Annotated in this window: 14 protein-coding genes; 6 read left to right on the top strand and 8 right to left on the bottom strand. The window is 75.0% G+C overall.

All coding sequences use genetic code 11. The features are described 5' to 3' along the window. Window positions 1-41: 41 nt before the first annotated feature. On the bottom strand, window positions 42-1,739 hold the full coding sequence (locus ACGFT1_RS03000; RefSeq protein WP_373907247.1) for a DNA alkylation response protein: 1,698 nt from the start codon (window positions 1,737-1,739) through the stop codon (window positions 42-44). Window positions 1,740-1,810: 71 nt separating this feature from the next. Between ACGFT1_RS03000 and ACGFT1_RS02995 the strand changes: the two genes are divergently transcribed. Next, window positions 1,811-2,572: a PaaX family transcriptional regulator C-terminal domain-containing protein gene (locus tag ACGFT1_RS02995; protein WP_373907246.1), complete on the top strand. Its 762-nt coding sequence runs from the start codon at window positions 1,811-1,813 to the stop codon at window positions 2,570-2,572. Between the two features lie 94 nt (window positions 2,573-2,666). Here the strand turns inward: ACGFT1_RS02995 and ACGFT1_RS02990 are convergent, their stop codons facing one another. After that, window positions 2,667-3,455, bottom strand: a complete 789-nt coding sequence (locus ACGFT1_RS02990) for a pectate lyase (RefSeq protein ID WP_373907245.1) — start codon at window positions 3,453-3,455, stop codon at window positions 2,667-2,669. A 771-nt stretch (window positions 3,456-4,226) separates the two neighbouring features. Here ACGFT1_RS02990 and ACGFT1_RS02985 point away from each other — a divergent pair. Beyond that, window positions 4,227-4,778, top strand: a complete 552-nt coding sequence (locus ACGFT1_RS02985) for a hypothetical protein (protein WP_373907244.1) — start codon at window positions 4,227-4,229, stop codon at window positions 4,776-4,778. An 8-nt stretch (window positions 4,779-4,786) separates the two neighbouring features. After that, window positions 4,787-9,001, top strand: coding sequence for an HAD-IC family P-type ATPase (locus ACGFT1_RS02980; protein WP_373907243.1), 4,215 nt, complete (start codon window positions 4,787-4,789; stop codon window positions 8,999-9,001). 331 nt (window positions 9,002-9,332) lie between these two features. Here the strand turns inward: ACGFT1_RS02980 and ACGFT1_RS02975 are convergent, their stop codons facing one another. Beyond that, the gene (locus ACGFT1_RS02975; protein WP_373907242.1) at window positions 9,333-10,412 is read right to left on the bottom strand and encodes an NADH:flavin oxidoreductase/NADH oxidase; all 1,080 of its coding nucleotides are present in this window, start codon (window positions 10,410-10,412) and stop codon (window positions 9,333-9,335) included. A 131-nt stretch (window positions 10,413-10,543) separates the two neighbouring features. Here ACGFT1_RS02975 and ACGFT1_RS02970 point away from each other — a divergent pair, with 131 nt between their 5' ends. Then, complete coding sequence (locus ACGFT1_RS02970; RefSeq protein ID WP_373907241.1) at window positions 10,544-10,900, top strand: ArsR/SmtB family transcription factor; 357 nt, start codon at window positions 10,544-10,546, stop codon at window positions 10,898-10,900. A gap of 28 nt (window positions 10,901-10,928) precedes the next feature. On the opposite strand, the gene ACGFT1_RS02965 is transcribed toward ACGFT1_RS02970, so the two are convergent. From ACGFT1_RS02965 to ACGFT1_RS02945, 5 genes are all read right to left on the bottom strand, one after another. Continuing rightward, window positions 10,929-12,260, bottom strand: coding sequence for an FAD-dependent oxidoreductase (locus ACGFT1_RS02965; protein ID WP_373907240.1), 1,332 nt, complete (start codon window positions 12,258-12,260; stop codon window positions 10,929-10,931). Between the two features lie 224 nt (window positions 12,261-12,484). Continuing rightward, window positions 12,485-13,153 (bottom strand): TetR/AcrR family transcriptional regulator, encoded by a 669-nt coding sequence (locus ACGFT1_RS02960; protein WP_373907239.1) that lies wholly within the window; start codon window positions 13,151-13,153, stop codon window positions 12,485-12,487. 218 nt (window positions 13,154-13,371) lie between these two features. Next, complete coding sequence (locus ACGFT1_RS02955) at window positions 13,372-14,061, bottom strand: HAD family hydrolase (protein ID WP_373907238.1); 690 nt, start codon at window positions 14,059-14,061, stop codon at window positions 13,372-13,374. Between the two features lie 9 nt (window positions 14,062-14,070). Beyond that, a complete protein-coding gene (locus ACGFT1_RS02950; protein WP_373907237.1) occupies window positions 14,071-14,799 on the bottom strand; it encodes a phosphatase PAP2 family protein in 729 nt (242 codons plus the stop codon). Between the two features lie 83 nt (window positions 14,800-14,882). Continuing rightward, on the bottom strand, window positions 14,883-15,434 hold the full coding sequence (locus ACGFT1_RS02945; protein WP_373907236.1) for a DUF5134 domain-containing protein: 552 nt from the start codon (window positions 15,432-15,434) through the stop codon (window positions 14,883-14,885). A 179-nt stretch (window positions 15,435-15,613) separates the two neighbouring features. On the opposite strand from ACGFT1_RS02945, the gene ACGFT1_RS02940 reads away from it, so the two are divergent. Next, window positions 15,614-17,284, top strand: a complete 1,671-nt coding sequence (locus ACGFT1_RS02940) for an FUSC family protein (RefSeq protein ID WP_373907235.1) — start codon at window positions 15,614-15,616, stop codon at window positions 17,282-17,284. Continuing rightward, a complete protein-coding gene (locus tag ACGFT1_RS02935; protein ID WP_373907234.1) occupies window positions 17,281-17,868 on the top strand; it encodes a MarR family winged helix-turn-helix transcriptional regulator in 588 nt (195 codons plus the stop codon). The genes ACGFT1_RS02940 and ACGFT1_RS02935 overlap by 4 nt, the downstream gene beginning before the upstream one ends. The last annotated feature ends 46 nt before the right edge of the window (window positions 17,869-17,914 follow it).

The raw sequence follows: 17,914 nt of genomic DNA, 5'->3' as shown, positions 1-17,914 counted from the left end.
CGGCCACGCGGCGAGCTTGCCCGCACGCGCGCGGGGAGGGTTCAGTTCCGGCCGGGAAGGGCGCGCTCCAGGATGCTGCCGAGGTCGGTGCCCGCGGGAAGCGTGCCGAAGGAGTGTCCCCAGTCGCCGCCCAGCCGGGTCGCGCAGAAGGCGTCCGCGACCGGGTGCGGAGCGTGCCGGACGAGCAGTGAGGCCTGGAGCGCGAGCGCCATCCGCTCGACCACCCGGCGGGCGCCCGTCTGATCGGTTCCGGCCAGTTGGTCCTTGAGCGCGGTCACGGCCGTGTCGAGGCGTGGGTCCGCGCCGCGCGCGAGGGCGAGTTCGGCGAACAGCGCCTCGGCGGCGTCCGGTTCACGGCTCAGGGCGCGCAGTACGTCGAGCGCGTTGACGTTCCCGGAGCCTTCCCAGATCGACAGCAGCGGGGCCTCCCGGTAGTGCCGGGGCATGCCCGACTCCTCGACGTACCCGTTGCCGCCCAGGCATTCCAGAGCCTCGGCGGTGAAGGCCGGGCCCCGCTTGGTGACCCAGTACTTGCCGACGGCGGTGGCGATGCGCCGGAACGCCCGCTCTCCGGCGTCCCCGCGCACCGCGCGGTCCGCCGCGCCGGCCAGCCGCAGCGTGAGAGTCGTCGCCGCCTCCGACTCCAGCGCGAGATCGGCCAGGACGTTGCGCATCAGCGGCTGGTCGAGCAGCCGGGCACCGAACGCGCTGCGGTACCGGGTGTGATGTCCGGCCTCGACCAGCGTCTTGCGCATGAGGGTCGCCGAAGACATCACACAGTCGAGCCGGGTGCAGTTGACCATCTCGATGATGGTCTTCACACCCCGCCCCTCCGGCCCCACCAGCCAGGCCACGGTCCGGTCGAACTCCGGTTCGGAGGAGGCGTTGGACCGGTTGCCCAGTTTGTCCTTCAGGCGCTGGATGCGGAAGGTGTTGCGGGTGCCGTCCGGCAGGACGCGCGGCACCAGGAAGCAGGAGAGCCCGCCCGGGGCCTGCGCGAGCACCAGGAAGACGTCGCACATCGGCGCCGAGGTGAACCACTTGTGCCCGCGCAGCATGTACACGCCCGGCTCACCGGTGGGCGTGGCCGCGGTGGTGTTCGTCCGGACGTCGGAACCGCCCTGCTTCTCCGTCATGCCCATGCCGGCGAGCAGCCCGGGTTTGTCGGTGGGGACGCGCAACTCGGGGTCGTACTCCCGGCTGGTGAGCAAAGGCTCGTACACCTTGGCGAGATCCGGCTGCGCGCGCAGGGCGGGGACGGCGGCGTACGTCATCGACGTCGGGCAGCCGTGTCCGGCCTCCGTGTGTCCCCACACCAGCCCGCCTGCGGTCCGGGCCACGTGCGCTCCCGGCCGGCCGTCGCCCCACGGCGCGCCGGCCAGGCCCTCGGCGACCGCGGTGCGCATCAGGTGGTGCCAGCTGGGATGGAACTCGACCTCGTCGACGCGGTGGCCGAAGCGGTCGTGGGTGCGCAGCACGGGCTCGTGCCGATTCGCCTGCTCGCCCCACTCCTGTGCCTCCACGCCGCCGGCCCGCGTCCCCAGCCGCCGGACGTCCTCCTCCGCCCAGCCGGCGCCCTCCCGGCGCAGCCCTTCGAGCAGGGCCGCGTCCTCGGCGGCGTCGTACGGGGCGAGTGGCGGGGCCTGGTTGGTGACGTCGTGCGTGGCGTACGGCTGCTGGAGCTGCGACGAGGGCCGCGGCTCTGACTGCGACTGCGGCTGCGTGGGAATCGAGGCCATAGCAGCATGTTGCACCCTCTCTGCGGCCGTAGCAATATTGCAACAAGGAGGCGCACGTACAGTACGGGCCCATGCGCATGAACCTCTCGGCCGAGCCGGAGCCGGCCGGCCTGCGGCCGCTGTCCGCCCGGTCGGTCGTCCTCAGCCTGCTGCTCGGCGCGCATCCGCCGGAGCTGCCGGTGAAGGACCTGGTGCGGCTCGTGGAGCCGTTCGGGGTCGCAGGCTCCACGCTGCGGGCCGCGCTGAGCCGGATGGTCACCGCCGGCGACCTCCGGCGCGCGGACGCCGTCTACCGGCTCAGTGACCGGCTGCTGGCCCGACAGCGCCGCCAGGACGACGCGGTGCACCCCCGCACGCGCGCGTGGGAGGGCGATTGGGAGATGGCGGTGATCACGGCGACGGGCCGCGGCCCCGCCGAACGTGCCGACCTGCGCGCCCGGCTCACCGCCCTGCGCCTGGCCGAACTCCGCGAAGGCGTCTGGCTGCGTCCGGCCAATCTCGACCGCCCCCTGCCGGCCGGCCTGCGCGAGGTGGCCCTGACGTACCGCGCGCGGCCCGAGGAGCCCCCGGGCGACCTCTGCGCGCGGCTCTGGCCGCTGGGGGACTGGGCGGACACGGCGCGTTCCCTCCTGGTCCACGCCACCGGCGCCGGCCACCCGGCCGTACGCCTCACCGCCTACGCGGCGGCCGTACGCCACCTGCTCACCGACCCCGTACTGCCGCCGGCGCTGCTGCCGGCCGGCTGGCCGGGGGAGGCCCTGCGCACGGCCTACGCCGCCTACCGCCGGGAGCTGGCCGGAGCGCTCGGCGGGCGGACGGAAGGGGAGGGATGAACGGGCGGCGATCGAGGGCCGGGCAGGAGGGCGGCCGTCGATGACGCCGCGCGTTCCGGGGGCGCCGTGACGCCCCCGGAAGCTCAGCCGGCGCTCACTTGTAGGTGATGTCCGAGCCGGAGTACTTGCAGTACGTGCCGTCGGGCCCGGAGCCGTTCGTGGTGGGCTCCTTGCCGGTGTTGTTGCCGGTGTACTTCTGGCACGGAATGATCTTCTTGCCGGTGTCCCCGACGATGGTGACGTTCCTCAGCGTCGCGGTGTCGCCGTAGTTGGTGTTGATGCCGACGAGCTTGTTGCCCTTGTAGGTGGCCTCGATGCCGCTGAGGTTGATGGTCCGCTTGTACTGCGTCTTGCAGTTGCCGCAGGACCGGGCGAAGGTGCCGAAGTTCTTCACGGCGAAGCCGGAGACGTTCAGCGTGCCCGCGCCGTTGAACTGGAACACCTTGTCGCTGGCCTCCTTCGCCCCGCCGCCGCTCACGGTGTAGACGTTGGACGGCGAGGAGCCGAGGAAGGTGGCCGCGTCCTCGCCCACGTCCTCCCACCAGACGTTCTGGAGCGTGCAGCTGCCCAGGCAGTGGATGCCGTCCGCGGCGGGAGCGCCGATGATGACGTTCTTGACGACGGCGCCGGGTGCCAGCTCGAGGATGGGGCCCTGGTCCTCGTCCTGACTGCCGGAGCCGAGGTCGCCGCTGCCGTACAGCCGTTTCATCCCGTAGTCCTTGGTGCCGGACACCGAGATGGTGGAGGAGACGGCCTGGCTGCCGTTGGCCGAGGGCCAGGTGGTCGCACCGGCCGGCGTCTCGAATGTCATGATCATGCCAAATGCGAGGCCGAGTGCGGCCAGTCCGCCCAGCAGGGCGCGTGGGGATGCGTGTGAGGTCATGTCCCGGATGCCTTCTTCCGAGTGGGGATCGGACATGTACGTGAAGGGCTGCCACTGCGCGGAACGCGGAGTGCGCCCGTGCTGCAGCCAGGGCCGCCGTTGCGGTTCGGTGGTCAGGCTGATGAACGGACCGTAGATGGTAAGCGCTTTCTGGTCAACGCCTCGCGCGCCCTGTTTCCAGCCGGCCCGACCGGGTGGGGACCGCTTGCGCGGAAGGTGGTGCGAGGCGGCGGGTCATCGCATGGATCCGCACCCCGGCCACTTCGGCGCGGTGGTCGACTTCGACCGGGCGGTACTCGTCCCCGCCGCCCCGGACCGGCTGCTGCCCGCCCTGCGCGCCGGTGACCGGCTGCACCTCGACCCGCAGGGATACGCCTCCTCACCGCCGCCGTACCGAAGGGGCTGTCCGCCCAGCCCGGCGAGACGCCCGGCCCCCCGGGTGACCCGGCCCCCCGGAATGCTCCGGACCGCGGGCGGTCCGGCTCCGGGCCCCCGTGGTCCGGGCCCTGCGGGACGGGTGGCGCGGGCGGGACGGGTGGCGTGGGCGGGATCCGTGGCGTTCCCTGGGAGAAGGCCGTTCGTCAAAGGCCTGCCCGAGGAGCGTCCCGGAGGAGGAGCGTCCCGGAGAAGGATCGCCTCAGGAGAAGGGGCGTGCCAGGAGAGGGCGAGGTATTCCGGCAAGCGCACGGCGTTCCCCCCGCGCAGAGGGGATGACCGGTGCGCTCGAGGGAACTCGACGGATATAAGGGACGAACTCACCCGAGGAGAGTCATGACTGAGACGAAGTCGTCGTCGGTCCTCACGGCGCCCCTGCGCGGCGCGGCCTCGGTACTGCGCAAGGTGCCCGGCGCCGGGACGGTGGGCAGGGCGGCGGAGGGAACCCTGGACAAGGTCGGCGCGGTCTCGCCCCGCGGACGGCGCGTCGCGGTGTACGCCGGGGCCGGGCTGCTCGGTGCCGCGGGCGTGGTGGAGTGGCCCGTGGCCCTCACCGGAGCGGCGGTCGCCTGGTTCACCCAGCCCCGGCCCGCCCCGCGGCCGGACGTCGGGCAGGGCGCCGTGGACGCGGACACACCCCACCCCGAACCCGCGCACGATCTCGGCACCGCGGCCCTCCGCTCCGGCGCGGAAGGCCCCGGACCGGTACCCGTGAAGGAGAAGGCGACCGAGCACCGCGCAACAGGAACGCCCGCCGGGGCCGGGGACGCCGAAGGCAGCGAGGCGTCCGCTGCACCCGGGGCGGCTCCCGGCGGCGGGGCGCCGGCGCCCACGACGTCGCCCGGGCCCCTCGGTCCGACCGCGCGACCCGACCGCACCACGCTCTGAGGAGGGTCATGGTCTCCGGCCTGCTGACGGCACCTTCGGCCGCCGCCGGAACGGCACGCGCGGGCGTGCGCGGTGCGGACGCCGCCGCGCGGGTCGTGCGGGTGGCCCGCAACGCGCTGCCGTGGAGCGGCGATCACTGGCGGTCCGGCACCCGTGCCCACCTGGCGCTGCGACCCCTCGAACACGAGGAGGCGCGCCGCGCCGGCGGCACGGGGCATCTCGCGCGCCGGATGGCCGCGGCGCTGGCGGAGCACCCCGATGTGCTCGTCGCCTACTGGGACCAGGGGCTGGCCCGCCTGGTCGTGACCGCCACCGAGGAGGAGGCCACCGACCGCGTCATGGCGCACGCGGCCGAGCTGGCCGGACAACACGGCCTCGTCCTGGCGGGCGAGGACGTGGAGGAGACCACGCATCCGGCCGACCCGGCCGGTGTGCGCGCCGCGACGGTCACACTCGCGGCCGACGGCGCGGGCATCGGCGTCGCCCTCGCCGCGTACGCGCTGCGGCTGCCGCCCTCACCCCGGATGGTGACGGCGCTGGTGACACTGCTGCGGGAGAACCCGCGCTTCCGCGCCTGGCTGCGCGCCCGGCTCGGCGACTCCCGGATGGACCTCCTGCTGGCCTGTGCGAACGCCGCCGTGCACGGCGCCGGGCAGACCCCCACCTCCCTGGTGCTCGACGGTGTCCTGCGGGCCTGCCAGGTGGCCGAGACGGTGGCCCGTTCGGCCGCCTTCGACGCGGTGCACGACGAACTGTGCGCACCCGAGCGGATCAGCCTCGCCCCGGAGGGCCCGCCACGCCCGCCGCTGCGCGAGTCCCCGGCTCAGGAGTACGCCTCCCACGCCTCCGCGGGCAGTCTGCTGGGCGCGGCGGCGACCCTGCTCGTCAAGCACGACGGCTCGGAGGCGGCGGAGGCGGTGCTCTCCGGCTCCCCGAAGGCCGCCCGTTACGGTCCCGCCGCCTTCCACGCCGTACTCAGCGCCGCGCTGGCCCGTACCGGCGTCCTGGTCCGCGACCCGGCCCGGCTGCGCCAGCTGGAGCTGGCCGGCACGGTCGTCCTGCACCCCGGCGCGCTGTGCACCGAGGAGGGCGAGGCCGACCCGTGGACCGAACCGGTGCTCGACGCGGCCCGCCGGGCCGGTCTGCGGGTGGTGGTCGTGGACGACCCCGCGCTGGAGGACTTCACCGGACTCGCGGACCAGGTCGTCGACGCCCGCCGTCCACTGGACGACGTCGTGTACGAGGCGCGCGGCGACGGGGGTGCCGTGCTGGTGGTCGCCCGGGTCCGCGAGGCGGGCCGGCGCGACGTCCTGGCCGCGCTGCGCGCCGCCGACATCGCGGTCGCCATGACGGACCGGGACGGAGCCGTGGTGTGGGGCGCGGACATCCTGGCGTTGCACGGCCTGCCGGACGTGTGGCGGGTGCTGACCGCGATCCCGGCCGCCCGCGCGGTCGGTCATCGCGCCCAGACGCTGGCCCGTTCCGGTGCCGCGCTGTCCGGGCTGCTCGTGGCCGTCGGCGAGTCCGGCGGCGGACGCGGACGCCGTTCCCTCCTGCCGGGACTCCGGCACGCGCCCGTCGACGCGGGCGCCGCGGCGGCCCTGTTCTCCGGGGCACGCGCCGCGCTCGCCGTGGCGGCGGCCGGCGCCCCGCACCCGCGCCCCCGCGTGCACTGGCACGAGCTGGACCCCGACCAGGCCCGCGAACGGCTGGCCCACGAACCGGCAGCCGAGCCGGGCCCCTTCGAGGAGCTGACCACCCGGGTGCGCAAGGCGGCCCGACGCGTCACCGGGCACCCGGCCGCCGCCCCCGCCCGCTGGTCCTACCGGCTCGGCCGCGCCGTCCGCGGCGAACTCCAGGACCCGCTCACCCCGGTGCTGGCGGTCGGCTCGGCGGCGTCGGCGATCCTCGGCTCCGTCGCGGACGCGCTGCTCGTCCTAGGCGCCCTCGATCTGAACGCCCTGGTCGGCGGCATCCAGCGGCTGCGCGCCGAGCGGGCGCTCTCCGGACTGGTCGCGGACCAGAAACAGAAGGCACGGCTCGTGCCGCCGGAGAGCGAGGCCCCGGCGGGCGGCACCCGCACCGTGGAGGCGGGCCGGCTCCGGCCCGGCGACGTCATCCAGCTCAAGGCGGACGACGTGGTTCCCGCCGACGCGCGGCTGCTGTGGCAGGACGGCCTGGAGGTGGACGAGTCGGCCCTGACCGGCGAATCACTGCCGGTGGAGAAGCAGACGGACCCCACCCCGCACGCCCCCGTCGCCGACCGCAGCTGCATGGTCTTCGAGGGGACGACCGTGGCCGCGGGACAGGCCCGGGCCATCGTCGTCGACACCGGTGAACGCACCGAGGCCGCCCGCGCCGTCCACCTCGCGTCCCGTACGCCCCCGGCCGCGGGCGTACAGGCCAGGCTCCAGGAACTGACCCGCAAGGCACTGCCGCTGACCCTGGCGGGCGGCGCCGCGGTGACCGGCCTGGCACTGCTGCGCGGCACCCCGATCCGTGAGGCGGTCAGCGGCGGGGTCGCGGTGGCCGTGGCGGCCGTACCCGAAGGGCTGCCCCTGGTGGCGACCGTCGCTCAGCTCGCGGCCGCCCGGCGGTTGAGCCGCGGCGGTGTACTGGTCCGCACCCCGCGCACGCTGGAGGCGCTGGGCCGCATGGACACCATCTGCTTCGACAAGACCGGCACGCTCACCGAGAACCGGCTGCGTCTGGTGCGGACCTGCGACGCCGACGGCACGATCCACGGCGTGGACGACGCCGGCTCGCGGGGCACCGTACGGGCCGCCGCGCGGGCCTGCCCCCAGCTGATCAGCGGCTCCGGCCGGCCGGTGCACGCCACCGACGAGGCCGTCCTCGCCGCGGCGGGCCCTGACCCGGACTGGACCCAGCTCGCCGACCTGCCGTTCGAGGCCGCGCGCGGTTACGCCGCCGCCGTGGGCCGCAGCGGCGACGGGCCCCCCGTGCTCGTGGTCAAGGGCGCCCCGGAGACCGTGCTGCCCGCCTGCGCCGGCCTTCCCGAGCACGCCGCCGACTCCGCGCACGCGCTGGCCGGGAGCGGCCTACGGGTCCTGGCGGTGGCTGAACGGCGGCTCGGCGCGGACGAGCAGGAGTCGGACGCCCTCGAACGGGAGCTGGAAGGGCTGAGATTCACAGGTCTGCTGGCGCTCTCCGACGTTCCGCGCGAGACCTCCACGGCGCTGGTGAGCGGCCTCAACGGGGCCGGTGTACGACCCGTCATGCTCACCGGCGACCATCCGCAGACCGCGCGGTCCATCGCCGCCGACCTGGGCTGGCCCGAGGACACCGTGGTGGTCACCGGGGACGAACTGGCCGCGGCGGACCGTGCGGCCCGGGCCCGGATGCTGCGCGACGCCGGCGTGGTGGCCCGGGTGGCGCCCGAGCAGAAACTCCAGGTCGTGGAGGCGCTGCGGGACGCGGGCCGGGTGGTGGGCATGGTCGGCGACGGCGCCAACGACGCCGCGGCCATCCGCGCCGCCGACATCGGCGTCGGCATCAACGCGCGGGGCTCGGCCGCCGCGCGCAACGCCGCGGACATCGTGCTGACCGACGACGATCTGACGGTGCTGATCGACGCGGTCGGCGAGGGCCGCGCCCTGTGGCACAGCGTGGCCGACGCCATCGCCATCCTGATCGGCGGCAACGCCGGCGAGGTCGGGTTCGGCATCATCGGCACGCTGCTGTCCGGGCGGGCGCCGCTGTCCACCCGGCAGATGCTCATGGTGAACCTGTTCACCGACCTGTTCCCGTCGATGGCGGTCGCGGTGACGGAGAAGGAGGGCGAGGCGGACCTGGGCCACGTGGAGGAGGCGGCCGGTGTGCTGGGCGAGCCCCTGCTGCGGCAGATCCGGCACCGGGCCCTGACGACCTGCCTCGGCGCGGTCACCGCCTGGCTGATCGGCCGCTTCACCCCTGGCACCGCCCGCCGCTCCAGCACCATGGCGCTGTGCGGGGTCGTCGGCACCCAGCTCGTGCAGACCCTCCTCGACCGGCGCGACAGCCGCCTGGTGCAGGTCACCTCGCTGGGTTCGGCGCTGGCGCTCGTCGCCGTGGTCCAGACCCCGGGTGTCAGCCGCCTGGTCGGCTGCACCCCGCTCGGCCCGGTCGCCTGGGCCGGCGTCGTGGCCGCGATAGCGCTGGCGCTGGCAGGCCAGCGCACCCTGCCCCGCCTGGAGGAGACGATCGGCCGCCTGCTCCCGACCTGACGGATCGCATCCCGACCGCACCCTCCCGACCGACGGGACGGACGAACGACGTACCCGACCGTACCGACCACGGCCCGACCGCCTGGAGCACGCCTGGATCGCGCGGTCCACGTCCCGATCGCACGGACCGTGCCCCCACCGGCTCCCGACCGGACGGCACCGGGCCCGACGGCGACGGGCGCCGGTCACCGCCCGCGGGGCCGCACGGGCCCGCCGGGACCCATGGGGTCCCCAGGGACCCGTCGGACGGCCGGATCGGGCCCGGGCCGGGGACCGCGCCCGGCCCGGGCCGGGCTCGCCCTGGCTGTCGGCCGGTACGGGGCGGCCGGGGTCAGACCGAGCGGTGATACGGGTCCGGCACCCGGACCTCGCCGCCCAGCTCGCGTGCCGTCCGCCGGGCCCAGGACGGGTCGCGCAGCAGCTCCCGGCCGAGCATGACCGCGTCGGCCTCACCGTTCGCCACGATCTTCTGGGCCTGCCCGGCCTCGGTGATCAGGCCCACGGCGCTGACCGGCAGCCGGGACTCGGCCTTCACCCGGGCGGCGAACGGGACCTGGTAGCCCGGCCCGGTCGGGATGCTGACGCCGGCGGCGTTGCCCCCGGTGGAGACGTCCAGCAGGTCGATGCCGTGGGCGTGCAGGTCGTGGGCGAAGCGGACGGTGTCCTCGACGGTCCAGCCGCCGTCCTGGAGCCAGTCGGTCGCGGAGATCCGGAAGAACACCGGCTTGTCGTCGGGCCAGACCTCGCGTACGGCGTCCACGACCTCCAGGGCGAACCGGGTGCGGTTCTCGTAGGAGCCGCCGTAGGCGTCGGTGCGGTGGTTGGAGTGCGGGGACAGGAACTGGTTGATCAGATAGCCGTGGGCGCCGTGGACCTCGACGACCTCGAAGCCCGCGGCGTGCGCCCGCCGCGTGGCGGCTGCGAACTGCCCGACGATCTCGCCGATCTGCTCGACCGCCAGCTCGGTGGGGACCGGGTGGCGCTCGTCGAACGGCACCGCGCTCGGGCCCAGCGGCTGCCAGCCGTGGGCCTCCGGACCGATCGGCGCGCCGCCCTTCCACGTCCGCTCGGTGGAGGCCTTGCGGCCGGCGTGCGCGAGCTGGACCCCCGGCACGGTGCCCTGTGCGACGAGGAAACGGGTGATCCGCCGGAAGGCCTCCACCTGGGTGTCGTTCCACAGGCCGAGGTCGTACGGGGAGATCCGGCCCTCGGGCGAGACCGCGGTGGCCTCGGTCACGATCAGGCCGGTGCCGCCGGTGGCCCGTGCTCCGTAGTGCGCCAAGTGCCAGTCGTTCGGGGCGCCGGTGAGGGGGCCCTCCGACTCGGCCGAGTACTGGCACATGGGGGTCATCCACACCCGGTTCGGGATGGTCGTCTCGCGCAGGGTGAGGGGCTGGAAGAGCGTGCTCACGACGGACTCCGTTCGTCAGGGGACCGCTGGTCGACTCGTACGATAGTCCTCGTACTACGATGGATGTCAAACTACGACGGTTCTCGTACAGTTGTGGCAGCCAACGCACTCCGCGACGAAGGGCAGCCGCCGTGACCGACACCGCCGCCACCGGCCGCGACCTGCCGCACCCGGAGCGGGAGGACATCCGGCTGGAGTCCGTGCTGCACGCGCTGTCCGACCCGATGCGGCTACAGATCGTGCGGGAACTGGCGGACCAGGAGGCAGAGTTGACCTGCTCGCAGTTCGACCTGCCGGTGACCAAGTCCACCACCACGCACCACTTCCGGGTGCTCCGGGAGAGCGGGGTCGTCCGGCAGGTCTACCGGGGCACCGCCAAGATGAACGCCCTGCGCCGGGACGACCTGGACGGCCTCTTCCCGGGGCTGCTCGACAGCCTTCTGTCCGCCGCCGACCGGCAGTCCCTCCGCCTCGGCGTGGACGCCTGAACCCGGCCCGCTTCCCCGGGCGACGGGTTCACGCGGCCCCCGCCGCCCCGAGCAGCGCCGCCCAGTCGGACAGCTTGACCACGCTGCGCCCCAGCCGCGCCCCGAGCTCGGCCTCGGCCCGCTCGATCGCCAGCCACCCCGTCCAGGGCACCGGCTCGATCCCGGCCGCCCGCAGCCCCTCGACCGGATCCGGTCCGTCCGCACGGCCGAGCGCGGGGGCGTCCGCGAGCAGGGAGGTCACCGTCTCCTTGGCGCAGGGCCGGTTGGTGCCGATGACACCCGTCGGGCCGCGCTTGATCCACCCGGCGACGTACTCGCCGGGAGAGCGCGTGCCGTTCCGCAGGACGCGGCCCTCCTCGTGCGGGACCGTGCCGCCGGCCGGGTCGAACGGCAGCCCGTCCGGAGGTACGCCGCGATAGCCCACCGAGCGCAGCACCAACTGCGCGGGCACCTCCTCGTACCGGCCCGTGCCCGTCACGCCGCCCCGGCCGTCCGGCGCCGTGCGTTCGAAGCGGACGGCGCCCACAGCGCCGCCCTCCGCGAGCAGTTCCACCGGGCGCAGGAAGAACCGGAGCCGGATGCGCCGGACGGCCGTCGCGGCGGGCCGTGCGGCCCAGTCCCGCAGCACCTCCACATTGCGGCGCTGAACCGCCGGCAGGCTGCCGGGGTCGGCCGGATCGAGCGCCAGCTCGTCCTTCTCCACGGTCACCTCGGTGCCCGGGAGCCCGCCCAGCTCGCGCAGCTCCTTGGTGGTGAAACGGGCTTGTGCGGGCCCGCGCCGGCCGACCATGTGCACCTCACGGAGCCCGCTCGCCGTCAGAGTGTCCAGGGCCGCCTGCGGGATGTCGGTCGGACGCAGCTCGGTGGCGCCCCGGACCAGCATCCGGGTGACGTCCACCGCGACGTTGCCGACCCCGATGACCACCGCCGACCGCACCCCGCGCAGGAAACCCGCGTCCGCCGCGTCCGGATGGGCGCTGTACCAGGACACGAACTCGGTCGCCGACCAGCTGCCCGGCAGGTCCTCGCCGGGGATGCCCAGCCGGCGGTCGGCCGCGGCGCCCACGCAGTACACCACCGCGTGGTAGAGCTGCCGCAGCCGCTCCACGGGCAGGCCACCGGGGCCGCCCACCCGGACCCCGCCGAGGAACCGCACGCGCTCGTGCTCCAGAACCGTCCGCAGGCTGCTCTGCAGTGACTTGATCTTCTCGTGGTCGGGGGCGACGCCGTAGCGGACCAGGCCGTAGGGGCACGGCAGCCGGTCCAGGACGTCCACCCGGACCTCGGCGTCACGCTGGACCAGGTTCTGGGCGGTGTAGCACCCGCTCGGCCCGGAACCGACGACGGCGACTCGCAGCACAGCGGTACTCCTCGCCCGAAGGAGGGTGTGCGGACAGTTCCAGCATGGCACCGCCCGGCGCGGGACGGCAGGGGCCGGCGGGGTGACACGGACGCGGGCCCGTTCGTGTGCGCAGGGATGCCGATGTCCGGCTGCGCGGCGGGCCGGGGGCGGGGGGAGCGAGCGCGGGACCGCGGACGGGAGCCGGTCCCTCACGCGGCGCCGAGGGGGGACAACGGGCCCGGTCAGGGGCTGCTCGGACGTTCCTCCGTGGCGAAGAACCGGGACAGGTCCCGCTGCCGCGCCGCCGTGCCCGGGTCACGCTCCGGGGGCACCCCCAGTTCCCAGTCGAGCCCGTAACGCCGGAACAGCTCGCCGCGCAGCAGCGGAACCGGCATCGGGACCCCCGGCACCAGCGCCGCGTACACCGCGCCCATCAGCAGGGACCGCAGCACCGGGTAGCCGGCGGCGGCATCCTGCGAGCCGTACCGGGCGACGGTGTCGCTGAGCAGCTCCGACAGCCGGCGCTGCTCCGGGCACTGCACGAAGCCCTCGCCCTGGAGCAGGCCCGCCATGTGCTGCCGCATCAGCACGGGCCGGTCCCGGGCCAGGCCCAGAATCGCGTCGATGGCCCGGGCCAGCCGCTCCCGGCCGTCCTCGGTACGCGGCTCCCGCTCCAGTGCCTCCTCCAGGCTGCGGTGCATCAGCCGGTGCACGGCTGACTGCACCAACTGCCGCTTGCCGGGGAAGTAGTACGACACCAGTCCACGCGCGGAACCGGCCCGGTCCGCGATGGCGCCCAGCGTCGTGGCCTCGAAGCCGTGCTCGCCGACCAGTTCGACCGCGGCCTGGAGCAGCCGCTCCCGGGAACGCCGCCGCAATTCTTCATTGACCGAGGCGCTGCGCGGGGACATCCTGTAACTCCTGCGTTGACTGGCTGCCAGCCAACTATACTCAACGCAGCGGGCATCCCTGTGAGTTGGGGAGCTGCCCAGGCCGGCTGTCCGTCTGGGGCGACGCGGGGGATCGTCTCAGACGGACGGCACGCGGCTTCGGCCCGAAGCCCCGTCGGCGTCCGCGTCCCGTCACGAGGCCCTGCCGGGCCCGGGCGGCGGACCGGCCCACAGGATGCTCAACGTGCCAGATCAAGCACCCTGAGCAGTGCGTCGGGGCGCTGGGCCACCGGCAGGTGGTCCACGAAGTGCACGCGGCAGCCCAGTGCCGTTGCGCCGCCGTCCGCCACCCTGTTGTCGCCGACCATCAGCACCTGCCGCGGATCGGCGCCGAGCGCCTCGCAGGCGACCGAGAACAGCCTCGGGTCCGGCTTCTGCACCCCGTGCTCGTACGACAGCACGTACGCGTCGACATACGTGTCCAGTCCGTGCTCGCGGAACACCGGCCGCGGGTCCCAGCCGATGTTGCTGACGATGCCGACCCCGGTCCCGCGCTCGCGCAGGGTGCGCAGCACCTTCGCGGCGTCGGGGTACGGGGACCAGGCGGCGGGGGACATGTGCCGCTCGTACAGGGCGTCGTGCAGTTCCGGGTCGGGCAGCGGCACGCGCCGGGACAGGCCCGTGTAGGCGGCCCGGTGCAGCTCCGCGCTCCTGTCGCGGGCCGCCCAGACGTCCGCGAGGTCCGCCGGCACCTCCACCGGTGGCGCACCGCCCGGCAGCGCACCGGCCGCCTCCAGCGCCCGCGCGGTCCTCGCGAGTTGTGGGCCGGGCAGAACGCGGCCGGACTCGGCCAGTACCGCCCGCAGCCAGGACTCGGCGGGCTCGACGCGGAACAGCGTCCCGGAGAAGTCGAACAGCACGGCGCTCACGCCGGGACCCTACCCACGCCGGTCCGACGGTACCCCCGCCCGGCCGGTCCACGGCCGCTCGTACACCGCCACGGCCACGGCCACCAGCAGGGCCCCCAGCAGCCAACCGCCCAGCACGTCCGAGGGCCAGTGCACCCCCAGCCAGATCCGGGTCACGCCGACGCCCGCCACCGAGACCAGCGCCACCGCCACGGCTGTACGCCACAGGGCGAGGCCCGGGCCGTGCCGGTGCAGCAGCCACAGCAGCAGGCCGCAGACCACGGTGGCGGTCAGGGCGTGACCGGAGGGGAAGGCCGCGTAGTGCGCGGAGTCGACGGGATCCGGCCAGACCGGGCGGGGCCGGCCGACGGCGGCCTTCACCACCTGCTGCACGACCGCGGCCACGGCGCAGGCGGCCGCCAGCCACACGGCCGTCCACCAGGCCGCGCGCCGCCACACCAGCCACACCGCGACCGCCGCGCACACCAGGCGCATGGTCAGCGGATCCCACACCCAGTCCGTCAGCACCCGGAAGACACGCGTGACGCCGGGGTCGGAGACCGCCCAGCGGTGGGTGGTGCGGGAGACGTCACCGTCCACGCTGAGCAAGGGGTGCCAGTGAACGGCGACCAGGACCAGCAGTGCGAGGGAGCAGCCGCCGAGGGCGGCGGCCAGACGGACGGCCGTGCGGAGCGTCGCCGGCCGGCGGGGCGAAGGGGCGGGCGGGGGAGGTGGGGGAGCGGTGGGACGTGGGTGCATGACACGATCCTGGGCGACGGACGGGCCGTGGCCAAGCCGCCCCGGTGACGGGGCGGGGCGCGACGGGGCAGTACATCCGGCGCTCACATCGTCAGCAGCATCGCCACCATGCCGATGCCCATCGACAGCCGGCAGGCCCGGGCCAGTTCCGGGCGGTCGCCCCAGCGGGCCGGGCCGGCCGCGCCCGCCGTGCCGGTGGCGGGCACCAGCCGCGCGCCGGCGAGCAGCACATAACCGGCGAAGTACAGCAGGAGCGCGCCGGTCACCAGCGGCACGCCGCTGCCGCCGTGCGCGTGGTGGGCGGCGGCCGGGGCCCCGGCCATCGTCACCGCCATGTAGACCATCGCCGAGCTGCCCATCAGGTGGTGCAGGTGGCGGGGCCCGCCGCGCGCGGTCCACAGCGCGTGCAGCGCCGCCGCGCCGAACACGGCGGCGTACACCGGCCAGGCCCACCTCGGCGGCGTGAACACCGCGGCCGGTACGGCCATCACGGCCATGCCGAAGCCCATCAGCGCCTCGCCGCCGGCGGCCCGGCGCTGCTCCTCGACACCGCTGCGCAGCCGCAGCAGACAGTACGACCCGCTCGCCCCGCAGAGCGCGACAAGCAGCCAGGCTGCCGACACCGGTCCGTGCAACGCGCACCTCCCCGCCCGACGGTCGGTCGAGGGATGCGATGCCCACGGCGGACGGAGCGCACGCGAGCGCAAGGGTGTACACGGGGAGCATGCGGGGGAGCACGCGCGGTGATCGCGAGCCCGGCCGGCCGCCGCCGACCTATACGCTTTACAGGTAAAACACATGCTAAGTTAGTGGGATGAGCAGTGCGACCCCCCACCGTCTTCCCCTCGCCGGAGTGCTCCGCCTCGGGCGGCCCTCCGACATCTGGTTCAAGCCCGCACTGAGCGTGGCCGTCGCGGTCACCCCGCCCAATCTGACGCTGCTGGCGCTCGGCCGCCTCGACCTGGCGATGTACACCATGGCCGGATCGCTGTGCGCGCTCTACGGCCACAACCGCCCCTACGCCGCCCGGGCCCGTCTCCTGGCCTGGGTGGTACTCGGCATGGTCGGCGGCCTGGCCGTCGCCCTGCTCGCCGCCGCGTTCACACCGCACGCCGCCGTCCTGGTGGCCGTCGGCGCCGTCCTCGCGGCGGTGCAGAAGGCCGTCTGCGACGCCACCCGTGTCGGACCGCCCGGCAACGTGGTGCTGACCTTCATCAGCTCCGCCTCGCTGTTCGCGCCGCAGACCCCCGGCGAGCTCCCCGGACACCTCGGGCTGGCCCTCGCCGCGGGCGCCTGGGCCTGGCTCGTCGGCATGGCGCCCGGGCTGCTGCGCCCGCACGGTCCCGAGCGCCGCGCCACCGCCCAGGCCCTGCGGGCCGCCGCCGCGTACGCGGACACCCGGGGCACCGGCGACGGACACGCCCGGACCCGCGCCGCCGGCGCCGCCGCCATCCACGCCGCCTGGCAGTCGCTGCTCGCCGCCGGTGCCCGCCCCGACCGCACCCGGCGCGCCCTCGAACAGCTCCTCGTCCGCGCCGAGGTCGCCCTCGCCGCACCCGCCGACGCCGACCCCGCCCGGCTGCGCGCCTGGGCCCGTGACCTGCGCGGCACCGGCCGTGTCCCCCGCGTCACGGCAGCGCGCGAGCACACCGACGAGCTGCTCGGCGTGGCCGTCGAACAGGCCTGTCCGCGCCCGTCGCTCCGGCATCGCCTCGCTCCCCTCGCGCCGCTCGCCGCCCGCACCGCGACCGGCTGCGCCCTCGCCGGCTACACCTCCCTCGCTCTCGGTGTCGGCCGCCCGTACTGGGCGCTGGTCACCGCGGCCTCCCTGTACCAGGCCAACGTCACCCTCACCTGGAGCCGGGGCGTCCAGCGCGTCGTCGGCAACCTCGTCGGCGTCCTCGTCTTCGCCGGTCTCGCCCCGCTCGCCCATCTGCACCCGGCCGCCCTGGTGCTGTGCGCCCTCGCGCTGAACTGTGCCGCGGAGGCGCTGATCGGCCGCAACTACTGGCTGGGCACCGTCTGCGTCACCCCGATGGCCCTCCTCGTCACCGAGTTCGCCCACGTCCAGGACTCCACCGAGCTGATCACCGAGCGGGTCGCGGACACCCTGGTCGGCGCGCTGGCCGGTTTCGTCGCCGCCGTCGTCGTCACCAACCGGCGCGCCGGCGACCGCCTGGAACAGGCGCTGACCGCGGCGGAACGCGCCCGCGAGAACGCCGCCCGGCTGCTCGCCGCACCGCAGTCGGCGCCGCACGCCCTGGAGTCCGCCCGCCGCGGCCTGGCCGCCGCCCTGGTCGACCTGCGCGCCACGGCCGACGCCGCGGCCGGCGAGTGGTGGCAGCGGGCCCTGCCCGAGGACCGGGTCGTGCTCACCGAGCAGGCCGGACACCGTACGCTCGCGGCGACGGTACGGCGTCAGGGGCTCGTACCGCGGCACCGGGACCAGGACCCGGGCAGGACGACGGAGGACATACGGCCATGACGGCGACGAACGGCGCGGCGGCGCCCGCGAGCGACGCGACCGGAGCCCGGGCCGGGGCCGGTACCGGCCCCGGCACCGCGCGGAAAGACACCGTCGCCGCCGTCGTCCGCCAGTGGCAGGCCGTCCACCCCGAGCTGGACACCGGGCCCATGGAGGTCATCGGCCGGATCAACCGGTGCGCCGCCCTGCTCCAGCAGGCCGAGGACGCACCGCTGCGCCGGGCCGGGCTGAGCCGTCCCGAGTTCGACCTGCTGGGCGCGCTGCGCCGCACCGGGCACGAGCTGACCCCGGGGGAGCTGGCCCGGGAGACCTTCTCCTCCGGGGCCGCCGTCACCAAGCGGCTCAAGCAGCTGACCGGGCGAGGCCTGGTGGAGCGGCGCGGTGACACCCGGGACCGCCGCGTCGCCCACGTCCGCCTCACCGACGCGGGCCGCGACCTGGTCGACGGCATCCTCCCTGAGCAACTCGCCTACGAGACGGCCGTCCTGTCCGTTCTCGACCCGGAGGGCCAGGACGGACTCTCCGGCCTGCTCGCCGAGCTGCTCAGCCGCCTGGAGGGCCGGATGAACGCGCTACGCACGTAGCGCACCACCGGGACGGGAAGGCCGGGAGCCTCCGACCCATGACAGC

Origin of the sequence: Streptomyces sp. Y20 (genome assembly GCF_043195475.1) — a bacterium.
Taxonomy (GTDB): Bacteria; Actinomycetota; Actinomycetes; order Streptomycetales; family Streptomycetaceae; genus Streptomyces.
This window is presented reverse-complemented; position numbering and strand designations above follow the sequence as displayed.